15 protein-coding genes are annotated in these 18,880 nt (G+C 72.4%); 5 read left to right on the top strand and 10 right to left on the bottom strand.

What is annotated here, in order from left to right:
- Positions 1-271 precede the first annotated feature (271 nt).
- Positions 272-1,561: an amidohydrolase family protein gene (locus AB0D99_RS04025; protein ID WP_362356608.1), complete on the bottom strand. Its 1,290-nt coding sequence runs from the start codon at positions 1,559-1,561 to the stop codon at positions 272-274.
- A 170-nt stretch (positions 1,562-1,731) separates the two neighbouring features.
- The gene (locus AB0D99_RS04020) at positions 1,732-2,397 is read right to left on the bottom strand and encodes a GntR family transcriptional regulator (RefSeq protein ID WP_362356606.1); all 666 of its coding nucleotides are present in this window, start codon (positions 2,395-2,397) and stop codon (positions 1,732-1,734) included.
- Between the two features lie 328 nt (positions 2,398-2,725).
- On the opposite strand from AB0D99_RS04020, the gene AB0D99_RS04015 reads away from it, so the two are divergent.
- Both AB0D99_RS04015 and AB0D99_RS04010 read left to right on the top strand, forming a co-directional pair.
- Positions 2,726-2,929, top strand: a complete 204-nt coding sequence (locus AB0D99_RS04015) for a cold-shock protein (protein ID WP_033201600.1) — start codon at positions 2,726-2,728, stop codon at positions 2,927-2,929.
- A gap of 148 nt (positions 2,930-3,077) precedes the next feature.
- Positions 3,078-4,514 (top strand): DEAD/DEAH box helicase, encoded by a 1,437-nt coding sequence (locus AB0D99_RS04010; RefSeq protein WP_362356603.1) that lies wholly within the window; start codon positions 3,078-3,080, stop codon positions 4,512-4,514.
- 93 nt (positions 4,515-4,607) lie between these two features.
- Here the strand turns inward: AB0D99_RS04010 and AB0D99_RS04005 are convergent, their stop codons facing one another.
- Together AB0D99_RS04005 and AB0D99_RS04000 are read right to left on the bottom strand one after the other, a co-directional pair.
- Positions 4,608-5,246 (bottom strand): hypothetical protein, encoded by a 639-nt coding sequence (locus AB0D99_RS04005; protein WP_362356601.1) that lies wholly within the window; start codon positions 5,244-5,246, stop codon positions 4,608-4,610.
- Complete coding sequence (locus tag AB0D99_RS04000) at positions 5,243-6,886, bottom strand: serine/threonine-protein kinase (RefSeq protein WP_362356599.1); 1,644 nt, start codon at positions 6,884-6,886, stop codon at positions 5,243-5,245. The genes AB0D99_RS04005 and AB0D99_RS04000 overlap by 4 nt, the downstream gene beginning before the upstream one ends.
- 299 nt (positions 6,887-7,185) lie before the next feature.
- Here AB0D99_RS04000 and AB0D99_RS03995 point away from each other — a divergent pair, with 299 nt between their 5' ends.
- Positions 7,186-9,249 (top strand): phosphocholine-specific phospholipase C, encoded by a 2,064-nt coding sequence (locus tag AB0D99_RS03995; RefSeq protein ID WP_362356597.1) that lies wholly within the window; start codon positions 7,186-7,188, stop codon positions 9,247-9,249.
- Between the two features lie 41 nt (positions 9,250-9,290).
- Here AB0D99_RS03995 and AB0D99_RS03990 read toward each other — a convergent pair whose 3' ends face one another.
- A complete protein-coding gene (locus tag AB0D99_RS03990) occupies positions 9,291-10,085 on the bottom strand; it encodes a DeoR/GlpR family DNA-binding transcription regulator (protein WP_362356595.1) in 795 nt (264 codons plus the stop codon).
- Between the two features lie 155 nt (positions 10,086-10,240).
- Here AB0D99_RS03990 and AB0D99_RS03985 point away from each other — a divergent pair, with 155 nt between their 5' ends.
- Entirely contained in the window at positions 10,241-11,200 is a 960-nt protein-coding gene (locus AB0D99_RS03985) for a sugar isomerase (RefSeq protein ID WP_362356675.1), read from the top strand.
- A complete protein-coding gene (locus AB0D99_RS03980) occupies positions 11,200-12,054 on the top strand; it encodes a class II fructose-bisphosphate aldolase (RefSeq protein ID WP_362356593.1) in 855 nt (284 codons plus the stop codon). Before AB0D99_RS03985 ends, AB0D99_RS03980 begins: the two co-directional genes overlap by 1 nt.
- A 5-nt stretch (positions 12,055-12,059) precedes the next feature.
- On the opposite strand, the gene AB0D99_RS03975 is transcribed toward AB0D99_RS03980, so the two are convergent.
- The 5 genes from AB0D99_RS03975 to AB0D99_RS03955 form a co-directional block, all read right to left on the bottom strand.
- Positions 12,060-13,799 carry a VanW family protein gene (locus AB0D99_RS03975; protein ID WP_362356591.1) on the bottom strand — a complete coding sequence of 580 codons (1,740 nt, stop codon included), beginning with the start codon at positions 13,797-13,799 and terminating at the stop codon, positions 12,060-12,062.
- A gap of 117 nt (positions 13,800-13,916) precedes the next feature.
- Positions 13,917-15,359 (bottom strand): GH1 family beta-glucosidase, encoded by a 1,443-nt coding sequence (locus tag AB0D99_RS03970; RefSeq protein ID WP_362356589.1) that lies wholly within the window; start codon positions 15,357-15,359, stop codon positions 13,917-13,919.
- Between the two features lie 73 nt (positions 15,360-15,432).
- Positions 15,433-16,311 carry a carbohydrate ABC transporter permease gene (locus AB0D99_RS03965; protein WP_362356587.1) on the bottom strand — a complete coding sequence of 293 codons (879 nt, stop codon included), beginning with the start codon at positions 16,309-16,311 and terminating at the stop codon, positions 15,433-15,435.
- Between the two features lie 4 nt (positions 16,312-16,315).
- On the bottom strand, positions 16,316-17,317 hold the full coding sequence (locus AB0D99_RS03960) for a sugar ABC transporter permease (protein ID WP_362356585.1): 1,002 nt from the start codon (positions 17,315-17,317) through the stop codon (positions 16,316-16,318).
- Between the two features lie 107 nt (positions 17,318-17,424).
- Positions 17,425-18,771: an extracellular solute-binding protein gene (locus tag AB0D99_RS03955; RefSeq protein ID WP_362356583.1), complete on the bottom strand. Its 1,347-nt coding sequence runs from the start codon at positions 18,769-18,771 to the stop codon at positions 17,425-17,427.
- Between the last annotated feature and the right edge of the window lie 109 nt (positions 18,772-18,880).

Raw genomic sequence — 18,880 nt, 5'->3', positions numbered from 1 at the left:
GCGCGTCTGTACGGGCCGACGCGCGGCGGGGCCGCTCGGCCGGGGGCCGGGCGAGCGGGAGCCGGGACGTGGAGGCCGGCCGTCGCGGCCCCGGCCACCTCAGCGGCAGGTCGGCGAGGTCCCAGTGGGCTCAGCGGCAGGTCGGCGAGGCTCCGGTCGGCTCAGCGGCACGTCGGCGAGGTCCCGGTGGGCCCCGGAGCGTCGACCGGTGGGTCGACCGCGTCCTCGTCCAGCGCCGGCCCGGGAGGACGGCGGCTCCCGCCCGCCGGGGTCAGGCGGGGACGCCCGCCCGTACGACGCGGACCGGCCGCGTCAGGGTCGTGACGTCGGACAGCGGGTCGCCGTCCACGAGGATCGCGTCGCCCGCGAAGCCGCGCGCGAGGCGACCCACGGTGCGTTCGTGACCGAGGAGGCGGGCGGCGCCGGTGGTGGCGGTGCGGATCGCGTCGAGCGCCGGAAGGCCGGCCGCACGCATCAGCTCCACCTCGCGGCCGATCGGGCGCACGGTCCCGCCCGACGAGTCGGTCCCGGCCGCGAGCGGGACGCCCAGGTCGTGCGCGGCGAGCACCGCCCGCTTGAGGACGGGCAGGTACGCGCGCCCCCGCTCGGCGAGGATCGGGTCGGTGGACTCCGCCAGTCCGGCGATGGCCGTCAGCGTGGGGGTGAAGTACGTCCCCCGGCGGCGCATCTCGCGCAGCGTGCGCTCGCCGACGAAGGCGCCGTGCTCCAGGGAGCGGATGCCCGCCGTGACGGCGTCGTGGCAGCCCTGCTCGCTGTAGCTGTGGCACAGGACGCCCTTGCCGCGACGTCGGGCCGCCGCGACGATCTCGGCGAGCTGCTCGTGCGAGTACACCTGGGCGAGGGGGTCCTGTTCGGGAAGCCCGGCGCGCTCGTTGACGCGCGTCTTGATCACGTCCGCGCCGCGGTCGAGGTTCACCTCGACGACGCGGCGCAGCGCCTCGGCCGAGCGCACGCCGTCCTTGAGGCGTACGAGCGGGGTGAGTTCGGGGTCCGCCAGGAGGCTGTCGCCGAGGTCCGGGGTGACGAAGACGCCGGCGGCGGTCAGCCGGGGCGCGAGGGCGGGGCTGTGCCGGGCGAGGTCGCGGACGGCGATGTCCTGGAAGAAGGAGGTCGATCCGCTGCGTGCGCTGGTCGCGCCCTTGAGGACGGCGGACCGGGCCTCTGCGGCGGTGCTGAGGTGGATGTGCGCGTCGACCAGCCCCGGCACGACCCAGCGGCCGTGGGCGTCGAGCACCTCGGCGTCCCGCGGCACGGTGACGCGGTCCCGGCGCCCGACCGCCCGCACGGTCCCGTCCTCGATGACGACGACGGCGTTCTCGGTGACCTCACCCGTGGCCGGGTCGAGGAGCGTGCCGCCCTCGATGACGAGGTCTCCGCCCCGAACCCCGGCGCCGCGACGTGTGACGGGTGCGTCGGGGTCGGCGGGGGCTGCCGTCGCGGCACCGGCGGCGGCCACGGTGCCGGCGAGCGCGGCCGCACCGGCGAGGACGCCACGGCGGGTCAGCCTGCTGGGGGGCGGTGGCACGGCTTCGACGCACATGGGAGCTCCTTGGGGAGTAGGAGGGGCGGCTCCCCGATTTTGTATACCAAGCCTGAGAGGGAGGGCAAGGGTGTGCCCTCACGGCGGGTGTCATGCCTGTACAGGCGCCCATGGGGTCGACTCGTGAAGGGTCTGGTCAGCCTCGGCGGGAGGTTGGTATACAAACACCCTCAGTCGTCGCCGAAGAGCGAGCGCAGTGCCACGGCCCTGCTGTCGCGTACGTGCAGCAGCGTGCTCGCCCCCGCCGCCTCCGCGTCCCCGGCCGCGATGTGCCGGTACATCTCGGCGTGCTGCGCCCGCATGTGCGCGGGCTCCGCGCGCAGGCCGAAGAGCAGGCGCAGCTGCCAGCTCAGCTGTTCCATGGTCCGGGCCAGCAGCGGATTGCCCGACAGCTCCACGACGCCCTCGTGGAACGCGGTGTGCGCGGCCACCTCGCGGGTCCCCTCGTCCGCCGCGGCCGCGGACTCGGCCTGGCGCAGCGTCGCCTCCAGGACGGTGAGCCCCGCGCTGTCTCCCGCCGCCACGGCCCGTGCCGCGAGGCGTGACGCCTGGACGGCGAGCGGTTCCCACACTTCGTACAGGTGCTCCACGTCGGTGCGCTCCAGGCGCCGGACGCGGACGCCGCTGTGCGGGAGCAGTTCGAGGAGCCCTTCGGCGACCAGGGCCCGCAGCGCCTCGCGCACCGGCACGCGGGACATGCCGAGCTCCTCGGCGACCTCGCGTTCGACGAGCCGCGCGCCCTGCGCGTACCGCCGGTCGACGATCCGCCGCAGCACGGCCTCGCGCGCTCGCGCGCTCAGTGAGGCCGGCGAGCCGCTCCTCGTGTCGTCCGCCACGTTCCCGGTCCTCCGTTCGCCGTGTCCCGGGCGAGGATACGTCCGGCCGGCCGCGCGGCACCGGTTCTCCGGCGGGCTCCGGCTCACCGCCGCGGGATCTTCCCCGACGGCCGAGTCGGAATGCGCAATTCCGCGCACGGATGACCACTGCGTGCTACAGTCGAGATCAGTTGCAGTTGTGGTTCCCATAGACTTCAAGTGCCTTTGACGATCATTCGTCGGGCACTTTTTGTATTTTCGGTGCTGTTTCCGGACGGGGAAATCATCGCGGCGACGCCGGGGTTCGCACAGTGCGGATTCCCGGGTAATGCCCCGAAGGAGATATGGCATGGCTACTGGCACCGTGAAGTGGTTCAACTCGGAAAAGGGTTTCGGCTTCATCGAGCAGGAGGGTGGCGGCCCGGACGTGTTCGCCCACTACTCCAACATCGCGACCTCCGGCTTCCGTGAGCTGCAGGAGGGCCAGAAGGTGACCTTCGACGTCACGCAGGGCCAGAAGGGCCCGCAGGCGGAGAACATCCTCCCCGCCTGACGTCTGACGCGTCCGACGCAGCTGGGGTCCTCACCCGAGAGGTGAGGGCCCCGGCTCGTTGCGTTTCCCGGCCGATCCCGAAGAATGCGGCCTTTCCTCGTCCCACCCCGGCCATTTCCCGGAACGAAGGTTCCACGCAAAGGTTTTCATGAGCAGCTCAGCCCGTCCGGACCACACCCCTCGTACCTCCGCGTCCAAGGACGAATTCGCGCGGCCGGACAGCCGTACCCCGGCGCTCTCCGCCGTCGCGTCCTTCGACGAACTCGGCCTGCCCGCCGTCGTGCGGGAGCTGCTCACCGCGAACGGGGTCGTGACGCCCTTCCCGATCCAGGCCGCCACCCTGCCCGACGCCCTCGCGGGGCGCGACGTCCTGGGGCGGGGACGCACCGGGTCCGGCAAGACGCTCGCCTTCGGACTGCCCCTGCTCGTCCGCACGGCCGGCCGCCGGGCCGAGGCCCGCAGGCCGCGGGCGCTCGTCCTCGTCCCCACCCGCGAGCTGGCCCAGCAGGTCACCGACGAACTCAGCCCGTACGCGCGGGCGCTGAAGCTGCGGATGGCCACCGTGGTGGGCGGTATGTCGATCGGACGGCAGGCCACCGCGCTGCGCGACGGCGCCGAGGTCGTGGTCGCCACCCCCGGCCGCCTGATGGATCTCGTCGAGCGCAAGGACGCCCGCCTGGACCGGGTGGACGTCACCGTCCTCGACGAGGCCGACCAGATGGCCGACATGGGCTTCATGGACCAGGTCACCGCACTGCTCGACCTCGTGCGCGCCGATGGCCAGCGGATGCTGTTCTCCGCCACCCTCGACAAGAACGTCGACCTCCTGGTCCAGCGCTACCTCCACGACGCGGTGGTCCACTCGGTCGACCCGTCGGCCGCCGCCGTCAGCACCATGGAGCACCACGTCCTCCAGGTGCACGGCGCCGACAAGTACGCCACCGCCACCGAGATCGCCGCCCGCGACGGGCGCGTGATCATGTTCCTGGCCACCAAGGCGTCGGTCGACCGCTTCACCGCGCACCTCCTCGGCAGTGGCGTACGGGCCGCCGCCCTGCACGGCGACAAGTCCCAGCCGCTGCGGACCCGCACCCTGGAGCGCTTCCGCGACGGCGACGTCACGGTCCTGGTGGCCACCAACGTGGCGGCGCGCGGTATCCACGTCGACGACGTCGACCTCGTCGTCAACGTCGATCCTCCGGCCGACCACAAGGACTACCTGCACCGCGGCGGGCGCACCGCGCGCGCCGGGGAGTCCGGCAGCGTGGTCACCCTGGTCCTGCCCGACCAGCGGCGCGACGTGGTCCGCCTCATGGGGGACGCGGGGCTCCGCCCCCAGGTCACCCAGGTCCGCTCCGGCGAGGCCGAACTCACCCGGATCACCGGCGCCAGGAAGCCCTCCGGCGTTCCCGTCGCCGGGAACGCGCCGAGCACCGAGGGCCCCAAGCGCGGCGGCAAGCCCTTCCGCGGCATGGGGACCGTCCCGGGCAAGCAGGGCCGTGCCAAGAACGAGTCGCGGCGGTCGGCCGAGGACCGCAGGATGGCCGAGGCCCGCAAGGCCGCCCGCGTCCGCCGCGGTCGCTGACGCCGCGGCGGACACCAGGCGGCGCCCCCGCCCGGCGTCGGTCCGCGTTCGTACCGGCCGCCGCCGGAGGCCCGGCGCGCGTCCCCCCGGGCATCAGGCGCAGCGGTAGGTGAACGAGGTCTCCGCGGTGTGTTCCGGGGCGGGCGAGACGATCACCATCCTGGCCGTCGCCCGGTGCTCGCCGCGGCCGCGGAAGGTCCACAGCAGATGCAGGCGCGCCTGCGTCTGATCGCGGGCGACTCGCTCCCGCATCAGCCCGGACGTCGTGCCGTCGCTGCGTTCCCAGCGGTACGTCACGGTGCCCGGCCGCCCGTCGGTGTCCACCACCGCCACGATGTCCGCCGTGCCGTCGCACGCGAGCGGCTCGGACGGTGCGGTGACCGTCACCCCGCGGACGGACACCGTGGGCCCCAGCCGCTGCCAGGCGAGGAACGCCAGCACGGCCAGCAGCACGACACCCGCCAGGGCGTACCGCCCCAGCCCCCGCGACCGGCGGCGCGGCGCTCCGCCGGCGTCCTCTCCGGGGGGTGTGCCGTGCCAGATCTGCGCCGTCGTGGGCCCGTCGACGGCTCCTCGCCGAACGGCCGCCGTCACACCGGGGCCGAAGCGCAGGACCTCGCCCTCGACACGATCGGGCGGCACGTCCTCCACCGGACGTTCGAACCACTGGCTGCCGAGCACCGTGGCGCTGTACTCGTCCGAGTCGTACGGGCGGTCGCGTGGATCGCTCATGAGATCGTGCACCCCCGGGTCAGGATCTGCTGCGTGGAACCGCCGTTCGCGGCCGAGGGGTCGGTCGTCGCCCGCACACCCCAGTAACAGCCGTTGCCCCGGAAGGAGTGCGTCAGCGTGAACGTGTACCGGGTCGCGCCCTCCCGCCGAAGGCTCTCGGAGCCGTCGGAGACGCCCCGCGCCCCCTTGGTGTCGCTCGTGAACCAGCCGACGAGGACGGTCACCGGGCCGGTCCCGTCCGTGACGACCTCGAAGGTGGCCTCGGCGGTGCCCGTGCCGGTCTGTCGCAGGCCGGTGACGGACACCGACTTCACGCCGACCGGACGCGGGCTCGTGGGCGGGCTCGTCACCGGATCCGAAGGAGCGGTGGTGGTCGGTGACGTCGTCGGGGTCACGGTCGTCGTCACGGTGGGAGTGGCCGTCGGAGTCTCGGTCGGCGACGGCGGGGGAGTGGACGAAGGCGTCGTCGAGGTGGACGCCGAGGGTGTGGGGGTGGCCTCCGACGGTGTCCCCGCAGGAGTCTGCGACGGTGTGGCCACGGGCGACGCCGAGCCGTCGGGCCGCGCGCTGGTGGTGGCGAACGCCTCGGCCGTCGTGCGGCCCGGCGCCTCGTCCCCGGCCCGCGCGGCCACGGCGGCCAGCAGGGCGAGGACGAGCGCCGCCACGCCGGCGGGCAGCACCCTCGGCCACAGCCGCATGCCACGACCCCGGCCCGCGCCCGACGGCAGAGTGGTGGTGTGCAGGGCGGTCGTGCCCGCCGCCTGCCCACCGCCGTTCGACGGGAGCAACAGCGGGAGCAGGGCCGCCAGCGCGGCCAGCCTGCGCTGACCGCGCTCCTCCCAGTCGGGCCCGTACGCGGACGTGGCGACCGTCTCCAACTCGGTCACGAACGCCGCCGCGTTCGCCGGCCGCTGCTCCGGAGTCTTGGCGAGACCGCGGCGGATGAGAGGCCGCAGGGCCTCGGGCGCGGCCCCGTCGGGCACCGGGGCGTCGAGGTGCTGCAGCGCCAGCTCGGCGATGTTCTGCCCGGTGAACGGCTTGTGTCCGGTCAGGCATTCGTAGAAGGTCGCGGTCGCCGCGTACACGTCCGCCGCCGGCGAGGCGGGCTCGCCGTTCCACTGCTCGGGTGCCATGTACGCCGGTGTCCCGGCGACGCCGGGCCGGCTGCCGCGGTCCGTCGCGATGCCGAAGTCGACGAGCTTGGAGGAGCCGTCGGCCGCGACCAGGACGTTCTCGGGCTTGTAGTCGCGGTGCACGACCCCCGCCCGGTGTGCGGCGGCGAGCCCCAGCAGGGAGCCCTTGAGCACCACGAGCGCGGCCTCCGGGCCGGTGGCGCCCTCCCGGGCCAGCAGTGCGCGCAGGGCGAGTCCGTCGACCAGCTCCATGACGATCGCCGCGCCGCGCGGGGCCTCCACGTACTCGTACAGACCCACGACGTACGGCGAGTCGAGCCCGCCGAGCAGCCGCGCCTCCGCCCGGAATCCCCGGATGAACGCGGCGTCCGTCCGCAGGCGTTCGCCGAGGTACTTCACGGCGACCGGCACACCGGTCGCGTCATGGACGGCGAGGACCACGCGCCCGCTGCCGCCCGAACCCAGCTCCCGGTACTCCGTGTACCCGGGGACCACCCAAGCGTCCATTCCGCCCCCCTTCCTCCCCCATGGGGACAGATTCCGGCCACGGCCGGTTCCCGGGAAGGGCGCACGGGCGGCGCATGGACTTTCTCGCACGAGTTCATGGACTCTTCGTCCACGGCACTCGGCCGTGCATCGCCGGACCCTACGGTATCCCCGGCCGTGGGGCGCCCACCGGGTTCCCCGTTCATGTCCTGTACCGCGCCTCCACGCGTCGACGACACGTCCCCGTCCCCTCACCCACTGATCTTGGGCTCGCTCGGACCACCGTCCCCCCCCGGAATCCATCAGAGGTGCTCAGACCCATGACGGAACTCAACCGGCGCCGCTTTCTCCAGATAGCGGGCGCCACCGCCGGCATCTCCGCCCTCGGCGGCAGCATCGCCCGGGCCGCCGCCATTCCCGCGGCCCGCGCGTCAGGAACCCTCGCCGACGTCGAGCACATCGTCGTCCTGATGCAGGAGAACCGTTCCTTCGACCACTACTTCGGCGCGCTCAACGGTGTCCGCGGTTTCGGCGACCCCCGCCCGATCACCCTGCCGAGCGGCAAGTCGGTCTGGCACCAGCAGGACGGCACGAAGACCGTGCTGCCGTACCACCCGACGGCCGACGACCTCGGGATGCAGTTCATCGCCGGCCTCAACCACGACTGGGCGGGCGGCCACCGGGCCTTCAACAACGGCAAGTACGACCAGTGGATCCCCGCCAAGTCCGCGGGCACCATGGCGTACCTGAACCGGAACGACATCCCGTTCCACTACGCGCTCGCCGACGCGTTCACCGTCTGCGACGCCTACCACTGCTCGTTCATCGGAGCCACCGACCCCAACCGCTACTACATGTGGACCGGGCACACCGGCAACGACCGCACCGGAGGCGGCCCCGTCCTCGGCAACGAGGAGGCCGGGTACAGCTGGAAGACCTACCCCGAGCGGCTGGAACAGGCGGGGATCTCCTGGAAGATCTACCAGGACATCGGCGACGGTCTGGACGCGGCCGGCCACTGGGGCTGGATCAACGACGCCTACCGCGGCAACTACGGCGACAACTCCCTGCTCTACTTCAACCAGTACCGCAACGCCCAGCCGGGCAACCCGCTCTACGACAAGGCCCGTACCGGCACGAACGTCAAGAACGGCGGCGGCTTCTTCGACATCCTGCGCGCCGACGTCGCCGCGAACCGGCTTCCGAAGATCTCCTGGATCGCCGCCCCGGAAGCCTTCACCGAGCACCCCAACTTCCCCTCGAACTACGGCGCCTGGTACATCTCCCAGGTGCTCGACGCGCTCACCTCCAACCCGGAGGTGTGGAGCAGGACGGCGCTGTTCATCACGTACGACGAGAACGACGGCTACTTCGACCACGTCGTCCCGCCCTACCCGCCGGCGTCCGCGTCCCAGGGGCGCTCCACCGTCGACACGTCCCTCGACTGGTTCACGGGCAACGCCGGCTACGCCGCCGGCACCTACGGGCTGGGCCAGCGGGTCCCGATGCTCGTCGTCTCGCCCTGGAGCAAGGGCGGTTACGTCTGCTCCGAGGTCTTCGACCACACCTCGATCATCCGCTTCATGGAGCGCCGCTTCGGGGTCCAGGAGCCGCAGATCTCGCCCTGGCGGCGTGCCGTCTGCGGCGATCTGACCTCGGCCTTCGACTTCTCGCTCGAGGACACCGCGCCGGCCCCGCTGCCCGACACCTCCGCCTACCGGCCGCCGGACAAGGAGCGGCACCCCAGCTACGTGCCGAAGCCGCCGGCCAAGCCGGTCCTGCCCGTCCAGGAGGCGGGCGCACGGCCGATCAGGCCGCTTCCCTACGAGCTGTACGTCGACGGCTCGGCCACCCCGTCCACCGGCCGCTACACCCTCACCTTCGGCGCGGGTGCCAAGGCGGGGGCCCACTTCTACATCACCGCGCCGGACCGCACCGACGGGCCGTGGACGTACACCACGGGGCCCGGCACCAGCCTGCCGGACACCTGGAACACGGCGTACTCCGCCGGGACGTACGATCTCACCGTCACGGGCCCGCAGGGCTTCCTGCGCCGCTTCCGGGGACCGGGGACGACGGCCGGCCCCGAGGTGACGGCCCGTCATGACGGCGTCGGCGGCAACCTGGCGCTGACCATGAGGAACGCGGGCACCGCGGCCGTCACCCTCACGGTCACCAGCGCCCCGGCCTACGGCGGCCAGTCACGGACCTTCACCGTGGCGCCCGGCGCCACCGTGACGCACACCGTGGACCTGGGCGGCAGCCGTCGCTGGTACGACGTGTCCGTCGCGTCCAGCGGTGACAGCACCTTCCTGCGCCGCTTCGCGGGCCATGTGGAGACGGGCGCCCCCGGCCTCAGCGATCCCGGCATCATCACGGCCTGACGCCGGGGAGGGGCGGTGCGGCGGGCCGACGGGGTGGCGGGTCAGACGGTGACGACCCGCATGCCCGCGTCCGTCAGCTCCCGCACCGCCTCCGCCGGGATCGCCTCGTCGGTCACCAGGACGTCCACGCCGTCGACGTCGCAGATCCTGGCGAAGGCCCGTCGGCCCAGCTTCGAGGAGTCGGCGGCCACGACGACCCGGCTCGCCCGCTCGGCGAAGAGCCGGCTGATCCCGGCCTCGTCCTCGTGATGGGCCATGAGCCCGAGCCGCGGGTCGATGCCGTCGACGCCGAGGACGACGACGTCGAGCACGACCTCGTCCAGCACCCCGGCGGCCAGCGGGCCGACCAGCTCGTACGTCTGCGAGCGGGCCACGCCCCCGGACACCACGATCTTGATCTGCGGCCGGACGGCGAGCTCTCCCGCGATGTTGAGCGCGTTGGTGACCACGGTCAGCGCCGGAGCCCCGACCGTCTCCCGCGCGCCGCCGCCCGCGAAACGCAGGGCCAGGGAGCGGGCCACCTCGGTCGTGGTCGTCCCGCCGTTGAGACCCACCACCTCGCCCTCGTGGACGAGTTCCGCCACGGCGGCGGCGATCCGCTGCTTCTCCGAGGCATGCCGGGAGGACTTGTAGCGCAGCGGAAGCTCGTACGACACCCCTTGCGGCACCGCCCCGCCGCGCGTACGGACGAGGAGGCGCTGTTCCGCGAGCTCGTCCAGGTCCCGGCGGATCGTGGCGGGGGAGACGTCGAGCGTCGCCGCGGCGTCCTCGACCTCCAGCCTGCCGGTGGCGGCGAGGAGTTCGAGGAGCGTGTTCCACCGCTCGTGCTTCGACATGATCGCGATTTTAGCCCGAACGGCCGGGGGATCCCTGGACCCGAGGCGTCGACTGATGGATACTGCGCCCAGAACAGGTGCTCGAAGTTGCTTGAAAGTATGGTGTTACGAGCAAGAGTGAGCATCACTCGTCAGTGAAGGAGCCGCACGTGCCCATCTCGGGACTCTCCCCCTCCCGCACCGCCGTCGAAATCGCCTCGCAGCCCGCGTCCTGGCGCAGGGCCGCCGAGACCCTGCCCCAGCACCGTGCCGCCCTCCCGGTACGCGGCGAGCGCGTCGCGGTGGTCGGCTGCGGCACCTCCTGGTTCATCGCGCAGTCCTACGCCCAGCTTCGCGAGAGCGGCGGCCACGGCGAGACCGACGCCTTCGCCGCCTCCGAGTTCCCCCACGGGCGCCGCTACGACCGGATCCTGGCGATCACCCGCTCCGGCACCACGACCGAGGTCCTCGACCTGCTGAACCGCGTGAAGGGGACCGTCGCCACCGGCGCCCTCACCGCGGACCCCGAGACCCCCGTCATGGCGGCCGCCGACGCCGTGGCCGTCCTCGACTTCGCCGACGAGGAGTCGGTGGTGCAGACGCGCTTCGCCACCACCGCGCTCGCGCTGCTCCGCGCCCACCTGGAGGCGGAGGAAGCCCTGCCGGCCGGCGTCCGCACGGTGGAGCGTGCGGCCAAGGACGCCGAACGGGCCGTCGCCGAACCCCTCGCGGCCGAGATCACCGGCGCCGAGCAGTTCACCTTCCTCGGCACCGGCTGGACGTACGGTCTCGCCCTCGAAGCCGGACTGAAGATGCGCGAGGCCGCGGGCGCCTGGACCGAGGCCTACCCCGCCATGGAGTACCGCCACGGCCCCATCAGCATCACCGCGCCCGGCCGGGTCGCCTGGTCCTTCGGCCCCGTCCCCACCGGACTGGCCGACGACGTCGACCGCGTGGGCGGCACCCTCGTCGCCGAGTCGGGCGCCGACGACGACCACCTCGACCCCATGGCCGACCTGATCCGCGCGCAGCGGCTCGCCGTCCTGCTCGCCGAGGCGCAGGGCCAGGACCCGGACCGGCCGCGCAACCTCACCCGGTCCGTCGTCCTGAACACCACCGGAGCGGAGCGGGCCTGATGCCACTGACCACCACCGACGAGATCGTCCTCGGCGCACGCGGGCGGAACGCCGGAGCCGGGGCGTTCAACGTGATCCAGATCGAGCACGCGCAGGCCATCGTGGCCGGGGCCGAGGCCGCGGGACTCCCCGTCATCCTCCAGATCAGCGAGAACACGGCCCGCTACCACGGCTCGCTGGAACCCATCGGGCTCGCCACCCTCGCCATCGCCCGCCGGGCCGCCGTCCCCGTCGCCGTCCACCTCGACCACGCCGAATCGCCCGCACTCGTGCGCGAGGCCGTCGACCTCGGCTTCGGCTCCGTCATGTTCGACGCGTCCACCCTCCCGTACGAGGAGAACGTCGCCGCCACCCGCGAGATGACCGAGTACTGCCACCGTCACGAGGTCTGGGTGGAGGCCGAACTGGGCGAGGTCGGCGGCAAGGACGGCGCCCATGCCCCCGGGGTGCGCACCGACCCGGACGAGGCGCGGGCGTTCGTCGCCGCCACCGCCGTCGACGCCCTCGCCGTGGCCGTCGGCAGCTCCCACGCGATGCTCACCCGGGACGCCGTCCTCGACTTCGCGCTCGTCTCCCGGCTGCGCGAGGCCGTGGCCGTACCGCTCGTCCTGCACGGCTCCTCCGGGGTCGGCGACGAGGACCTCGGCCGGGCGATCAGCGCGGGCATGACGAAGGTCAACGTCGCCACCCATCTGAACAGGGCCTTCACCCTGGCCGTCCGGGCCCACCTGGGGGAGAACGGCACGACGGTCGACCCGCGCCGCTACCTCGGCCCGGCGCGCACCGCCGTCGCCGAGGCGGTCACCCACCTGCTCCGGGTGCTCGCGGCGGAGGCTCCGCTCGTGCGCACCTGATCACGTCAGTCGCAGGTGACGCGGTCGCGCGGGGTGTAGTGGGTCCGGAAGGTCTCCCGGCCCACCTCCGCCCCGTCGTCGCGGAAGACCCGGTCCACGGTGATGTCGAAGCCCTCCAGCGGGGGCTGCGGCTCGCACTTGGGGCCGGAGCCCTTCCGCTCGGCGGGCTCGGTCAGGTTGGTGCGGGGGCCCTCCACCGCCTCCACGGCGTCGTACTTCTTGGTGCCCAGGAACGTGATGGTCACCGAGGAGTCCGTCGACTTCGCCTGGATGTAGATCGACGCGTCGGAGTTGTTGCGGAACTTCAGGTCCAGCGTGCCCCAGGCCACGGTGGCCTCCCGGCCCGGCGGGTACCGCTCGATGTAGAAGGAGTGCGCCCCGTACTCGACCGGCTTGACCCCGGCGAAGAAGATCGCGTTGAAGACCGTGGTGGCGACGGCCGAGACACCACCACCGGGCGCCGAGTGGTACTGCCCGTCGAGGATCATCGTGCCGTCGACGAAGCCGTTCTCCTTGGTGCGCTCCCCGACGGTCCTGTTGAAGCTCCAGACCTCGCCCGGCTTCACCAGGGAGCCGTCGATCAGCTCGACCGCGCGGCCGATGTTGGTCGTCCGGTAGGGCGCGGTGGGGAAGTCGACCGTGAAGCTCGACATCTGCTCCTTGATGCCCATCTCCGCGACCGACTTCCGGGTCAGGACCGGTTGGATCAGCTGGGTGGCCACGGGGCCGGTCCGCGCCGCCTCGCCCTTCTTCGGCAGCAGCGGCATGACCGCGTCGCCCAGGGCCTTCGCGGTCACCTCGTGGCCCGCACGGCCGTCGGACAGCACCACCACCCGGCCGCCCTGCACGCCCAGCGTCGCCTCGACCGGCCCGGTGGCGACGGCTTCGAGCGGGACCGCCACCGCCGGGTCGCGGATCAGCGCCCGGGAGTCGAGCGCGGGGACGAGCCGGCCCTGGTCGTCCGCCTTCACCGTCAGATGGGACCCGAGCGTCGTCGGCGTGATCCGCAGGCTCTCGCCGTCGACGGTGAGGGTGACCGGCCCCGACATCGCGGGGGTCCCGAACTCGTTCAGGAACCGAGACAGCTCCGCCTCGCCCACCTTCGGCCGGGACACCGCGGTCGGCAGCGTCACCGGTTCCGCCGCGGGCTCCGGATAGGTGTCGCGCAGGGTGTCGACCGCGCCGTCGACGTCCAGCTTCTGACCGTCCCTGGCCTGGACGGTGACGGCCTGGCCCTCCTTGAAGGAGACGGCCCCCTCGACGGTCGCCCGGTCGTACGTCCGGGCCGTCTCCGTCATCGCCGCTCGGGCCTCGGCCTCGTCGAAGGCGACGACGGGCTCGACGTCCCGCTCTTGGGAGGAGAACAGCCGCCCGATCACGGTGACCGGGTCGCGCGCCGGGTCGGCCGCCTTCTCCACGGTCTCCTCGACATCGACGCTCAGACCGGCCGCGGCAGGATCCACGGTGCCGGTGCTGCCACCGATCCGCACCGGTACGGGTGCGGTCCAGGACGCCGGAGGCGAGGACGTCAGCTTCGCCCTCGCCTCCTCACGGCTCATTCCGCCGATGTCCACCCCGTCGACCCGGGTGCCCTCGGAGATCTCGTCGCCGGTGGCGACGAGCCCCGCCGCGTACAGACCACCCGCGGCGACGAGGACCGCCCCGACGGCCGTGACGGCGATGCGTACGCGCCGGTGGCCGCGGGACGGGGCGGCCGCCTCGTCGTCGTGCGTGGAGTCGCGCACACAGCCTCCCGGAGTCGTCGGGGTACCCGAGATCCACCGGCGACGTTACGCCGGGCGGGTGCCCCACGCATGTCGTACCCCTCTGACCAGCGACGATGTGGCCCTCCTCGGCTCGGATCAGCCCTCTGCCGGGTCCACCAGAGCGTTCGACCGGGCCACCCGCGCGTACCAGCGCGCACTCGACTTCGGGGTGCGGGCGAGCGACTCGTAGTCGACGTGGACCGCGCCGAACCGCTTCGCGTAGCCGTACGCCCACTCGAAGTTGTCCATGAGCGACCAGAGGAAGTAGCCCCGGACGTCGGCCCCGTCGGCGATCGCCCGGTGCGTGGCCGCCAGATGACCGTGCACGTAGGCGATCCGGTCGGGATCGTGGACCGTGCCGTCGGCCCCGATCTCGTCCTCGAAGGCGGCGCCGTTCTCGGTGATGAGTAGCGGGAGGCCCGGATACCGCGCGGAGACCCGCGTCAGCAGGTCGTACAGGCCGTTCGGGTCCACCGCCCAGCCCATCGCCGTGCGTTCGCCCGGTGCCCGGTGGAAGGCGATGTCCTCGCCGCCGGGCCAGGGCGAGTGGTCGCTCGCCCCGTGGCCGTCGTCCTGCGGCCTGTCCGCCCCCTCGGCGACCGCCGACACGACGGTCGGCGTGTAGTAGTTGATGCCGAGCGAGTCCAGTGGCTGCCGGATCGTGGCCGTGTCGCCGTCCCGGACGAAGCGCCAGTCGGTGAGCGAGGCGGTGTCGGCCAGCAGGTCGTCGGGGTAGGCGCCGTCGAGCAGCGGCCCCAGGAAGATCCGGTTGCCGACCGCGTCGATCCGGCGGGCCGCCTCCCGGTCCTCGGCGGAGGAGGTGAGCGGCCGGATCTCGTGCAGGTTGAGGCTGATGGAGAGCCGGGCCCGGCCGGGCCGCGCGGAGTGCAGGGCCTGGGCGGCGAGGCCGTGGGCCAGGTTGAGGTGGTGGGCGGCGCGCAGAGCGGCGACCGGGTCGGTGCGACCGGGCGCGTGGACGCCGGAGCCGTAGCCGAGGAAGGCCGTGCACCAGGGCTCGTTGAGGGTGGTCCAGCGGGTGACCCGGTCGCCCAGCGCCTCGCCCACCAGCGCCGCGTACGCGCCGAACCGTTCCGCGGTGGAACGCTCGGGCCAGCCGCCGGCCGCCTCCAACTCCTGGGGCAGGTCCCAGTGGTAGAGGGTGACGACGGGTTCGATGCCGGCGCCGAGCAGTTCGTCGACGAGGCGCCGGTAGAAGTCCAGGCCCTTCTGCACGGCCGGGCCGCGGCCGGTCGGCTGGACCCGCGGCCATGCCACGGAGAAGCGGTAGGCGCTCAGGCCCAGGTCCGCCATCATCCGCACGTCGTCGCGGAAGCGGTGGTAGTGGTCGACCGCCACGTCGCCGGTGTGGCCCTCGAAGACCTTGCCGGGGGTGCGCGAGAAGGTGTCCCAGATCGACGGGGTACGGCCGTCCTCGGCCGCCGCGCCCTCGATCTGGTACGCCGCGGTGGCGGCGCCCCACAGGAATCCGGTCGGAAACCGGCGGGTCGTGGTGTGGGGTCGGGGATCTGTCGCGGTCATGCGGAAGTGCTCCCGAGTGAGAGGGGTGTCGGAAGAGAAGGAGGGGGTGGCTCGGTGCGGGAGTGACCCGGGGTCAGCTCTTGACCGCGCCCGAGGTGATGCCGCCGACGATGTGCTTGCCGAGCACGGCGAAGACCAGGAGCAGCGGCAGGGTGGATATCAGCGCGCCGGTCAGCACGATCGCGTGGTCGACGCTGTGGTTGCCCGCGCCCAGGCCGGCCAGGGCGACCTGCAGCGTCGGGTTCCCGTCGGGTGTCAGCGCGATGAACGGCCAGAAGAAGTCGTTCCACGCCTGGACGAAGACGAGCATCCCGAGCACCGCCATCGCGGGCCTGGCCACCGGGAAGACCACGTGCCAGATGATCCGCAGGCTGTGGGCGCCGTCCATGCGGGCCGCCTCGACCAACTCCACGGGGAGCGCCTCGATCAGGTACTGCCGCATGAAGAACACGCCGAACGCGGCGACCAGGGACGGCAGGACGACCGACTGGAGCTGGTCGACCCAGCCCAGGTCGGTGATGATCCGGTACAGCGGGATCACGCTGAGCTGGGGCGGGATCGTCATCGTCGCCACCACGAGGGTGAGCATGGCGCCCCGGCCCTTGAAGGGCAGCTTGGCGAAGGCGAAGCCGGCCAGGGTGGCGAAGAGCACCGTGGACACCGCGACGAGGCCCGCCACGACGGTGGTGTTGATCAGCGCCTCGCCCATGTCGACCTGGTTCCAGGCGAAGGTGAAGTTGTCGAGGAGCCGGGGGCCGGGCAGCAGTGGCGCCGGAGCCTGGACCACGCGCTCGCCCGAGTGGGAGGCGGCGACCAGGTTCCAGTACAGCGGGAAGAGCGAGACCAGGGCGGCCAGGCCCAGCAGGACGTAGGTCAGCGGGCCCGCGTGGTGTTGACGGCCGGCGGCCGGGCGACCGAATCGCCGCTTCCTGTCGAGGGTGGTGTGCGTCATCAGGTCAGACCCCCGACTTCTTGCGTGCCGCCCGGGCGAGGACCGCCCGGACCGCTCCGATCGACAGCAGGAGCAGGAGCATCACCCAGGCGATCGCGGACGCCTGTCCCAGGGCGCCGGTCACCCAGCCCTTCTCGTACATCAGCAGGCTCAGCGTCTGGAACTGGTTGCCGCTGCCGCCGCTGACGCCCAGACTGCCGCCGAAGATCATCGGCTCGCCGAAGAGCTGCGTGGCGCCGATGGTGGACACGATGACGGTGAACAGGATCGTCGGCCGGATCGCCGGAACGGTGACGCTGACGAACTGCCGCCACCGGGAGGCCCCGTCGAGCGCCGCCGCCTCGTAGAGGTCCTGGGGCACCGCCTGCATGGCGGCGAGGTAGATCAGCGCGTTGTAACCGGTCCAGCGCCAGATCACGATCGTCGAAATGGCGATCTGGGAAGGCCACTTGGAGGACTCCCAGTCCACCGGGTCGAAACCGACCCAGCCGAGCAGGGTGTTGATCAGCCCGTAGTCGGTGTTGAAGAGCTGGGCGAAGACGAGCGTCGCCGCCGCGATCGAGGTGGCGTACGGGGCGAGCACCGCGACCCGGAAGAAGCCCCGGCCGCGCAGCCTGTAGTTGAGCAGATGCGCCAGACCCAGGGCCATGAGCAGCTGGGGGACGGTGGAGATCACCCCGATGGTGAAGGTGTTGGCGAGAGCGTTCCAGAAGAACTCGCTGTCCGCGAGGTCGGCGTAGTTCTCCAGCCCCTTCCACCGCGCGTCGCCGCCGAGTTCGACCCGGTGGAGCGAGAGCCAGCCCGTGTAGAGGAGCGGAAAGAGTCCGAAGGCGGCGAAGGTGAGGAAGAAGGGGGAGACGAAGGCGTACGGGCTGAGCCGCAGGTCCCACCGGTAGAGCCGGCTGCGCCAGGTGCTGGGCGGCGGCGGTGCGCCGGTCCGGGTGGGCGAGGAGGGCGGGGCGGGCGGCGGGGTGCCGTCGGCCGCCGCCCGGAGGGAGGTGGCCACGAGGGGCGTCCCTTCGGAGTCGGTGCGCGTGCGGTGCGTTCGGAGGAGGGGGCGAGGGGGCCTGACGGCCGCCCGGCGGGGGAGCGCCGGGCGGCTCGTGGGCGCCGCTACTGCTCGATCTTGTCCTCGATGAGCTTCCTGACGTTCTCCCACGCCTTCGCGGGATCGGTGCCGCGCTGTTCGATGTCGAGGATGCCGTTGTCGGTGATGAAGGTCTTCACCTGGCCGTCCCAGCGGCTGATCGGCGCGGGCGTGATGCCGGCGGCGGCGTCGGAGTAGATCTTCCCGACCGGGGTCTCGCCGAAGTACGGCAGCGTGGCCTCCTGCACGACGGCGGAGGTCAGGGTGTGCTTGGTCGACGGGATGTTCCCGTTCACGCCGAAGACCTTGGCGTGCTGCGCCGGCGCGGTCAGCCACGCGGCCAGCTCGGCGGCCTCCTTGACGTGCTTGCCGGACTTGGGGACGCCGAGGAACGCGCCGCCCCAGTTGCCCGCCACGGGCGGCGCGGCGATGTCCCACTTGCCCTGGTTGGCCGCGCCCGCCTGGTCCTTGATGATGCCGGTCATCCAGCTCGGGCAGGCGACCGTGGCGAACGTGGAGTTCTTGAAGGCGGCGTTCCAGGTGCCCTTCTCGTCGAACTGGCGGAGTTTGGCGGTGATCCCTCCCTGCGCCGCGGCGACGGCGGTCTCCCACGCCTTCTTCACCCCGGGGCTGTTCTCGTAGTCCAACTCGCCCTTGGTGTCCGCGTACTGCACCGGCTCGCTGGAGATGACCGCGTTGAACAGTCCGCTGGCGGAGTCGTGGAAGGACGTTCCCGCGGGCGCGTTCTTCTGGTAAGTCTTCCCGGTCTCCAGGAACTTGGCCCAGTCGCCCTGCCACAGCGCCCCGACCGCCGCCCGGTCGGTCGGCAGTTTGGCCTTGGCGAACAGGTCCTTGTTGTAGCAGATGGCCATCGGCCCGATGTCGGTGCCGAGGCCGATGACCTTGCCGTCGGCCGTCGTCGCCTGTTCGACCTTCCAGTCGAGGAAGGCGTCGAGGTCGGCCCCGCCGCTCTTGCTCAGATCGACCCACTTGCCGGCCATGGCGGGGCCGGTGGCCTCCGCGATGTAGCCGACCTCGAGGGCCTGGATGTCGGCGAGACCGCTGTTGCGCGAGAGGCGCAGCTTGAGGGTGTCCCAGTACTTCTGGCCGTCGGCGACGTTCGACTCGACGATCTTGATGTTCGGGTGGGCCTTCTCGTACTCGGCGTAGAGCTTGGCGCCGGTCTTGTCGTCGTAACCGAAGGAGCCGAAGGTCCCGACGCGCAGGGTGATCTTCCCGTCGCCGCCTGCCTCGTCGGATCCACCGTCGCCGCAACCGGTGAGCAGGGCGGCGCATGCCGTGAGGCCCGCGGCCGCGGCCACGGCGGTGCGGCGGCGCCCCTCTCCGGTGCGTCTGGTGCTGGAAGTGCGCATACGACTCTCCTCGTCCCGGTGGTGCGATGCGTGAGCTGTGCGGCCCGCGTGGGAGCGCTCCCACTGCGTCTCGCCGGAAGAGTGCTGGCTGACGCGCGCGGGTGTCAAG

It is taken from the genome of Streptomyces sp. NPDC047971 (genome assembly GCF_040653355.1).
Classification (GTDB): Bacteria; Actinomycetota; Actinomycetes; order Streptomycetales; family Streptomycetaceae; genus Streptomyces.
The sequence above is the reverse complement of the archived record's forward strand: the minus strand, read 5'-3'. Positions and strand labels throughout refer to the sequence as shown.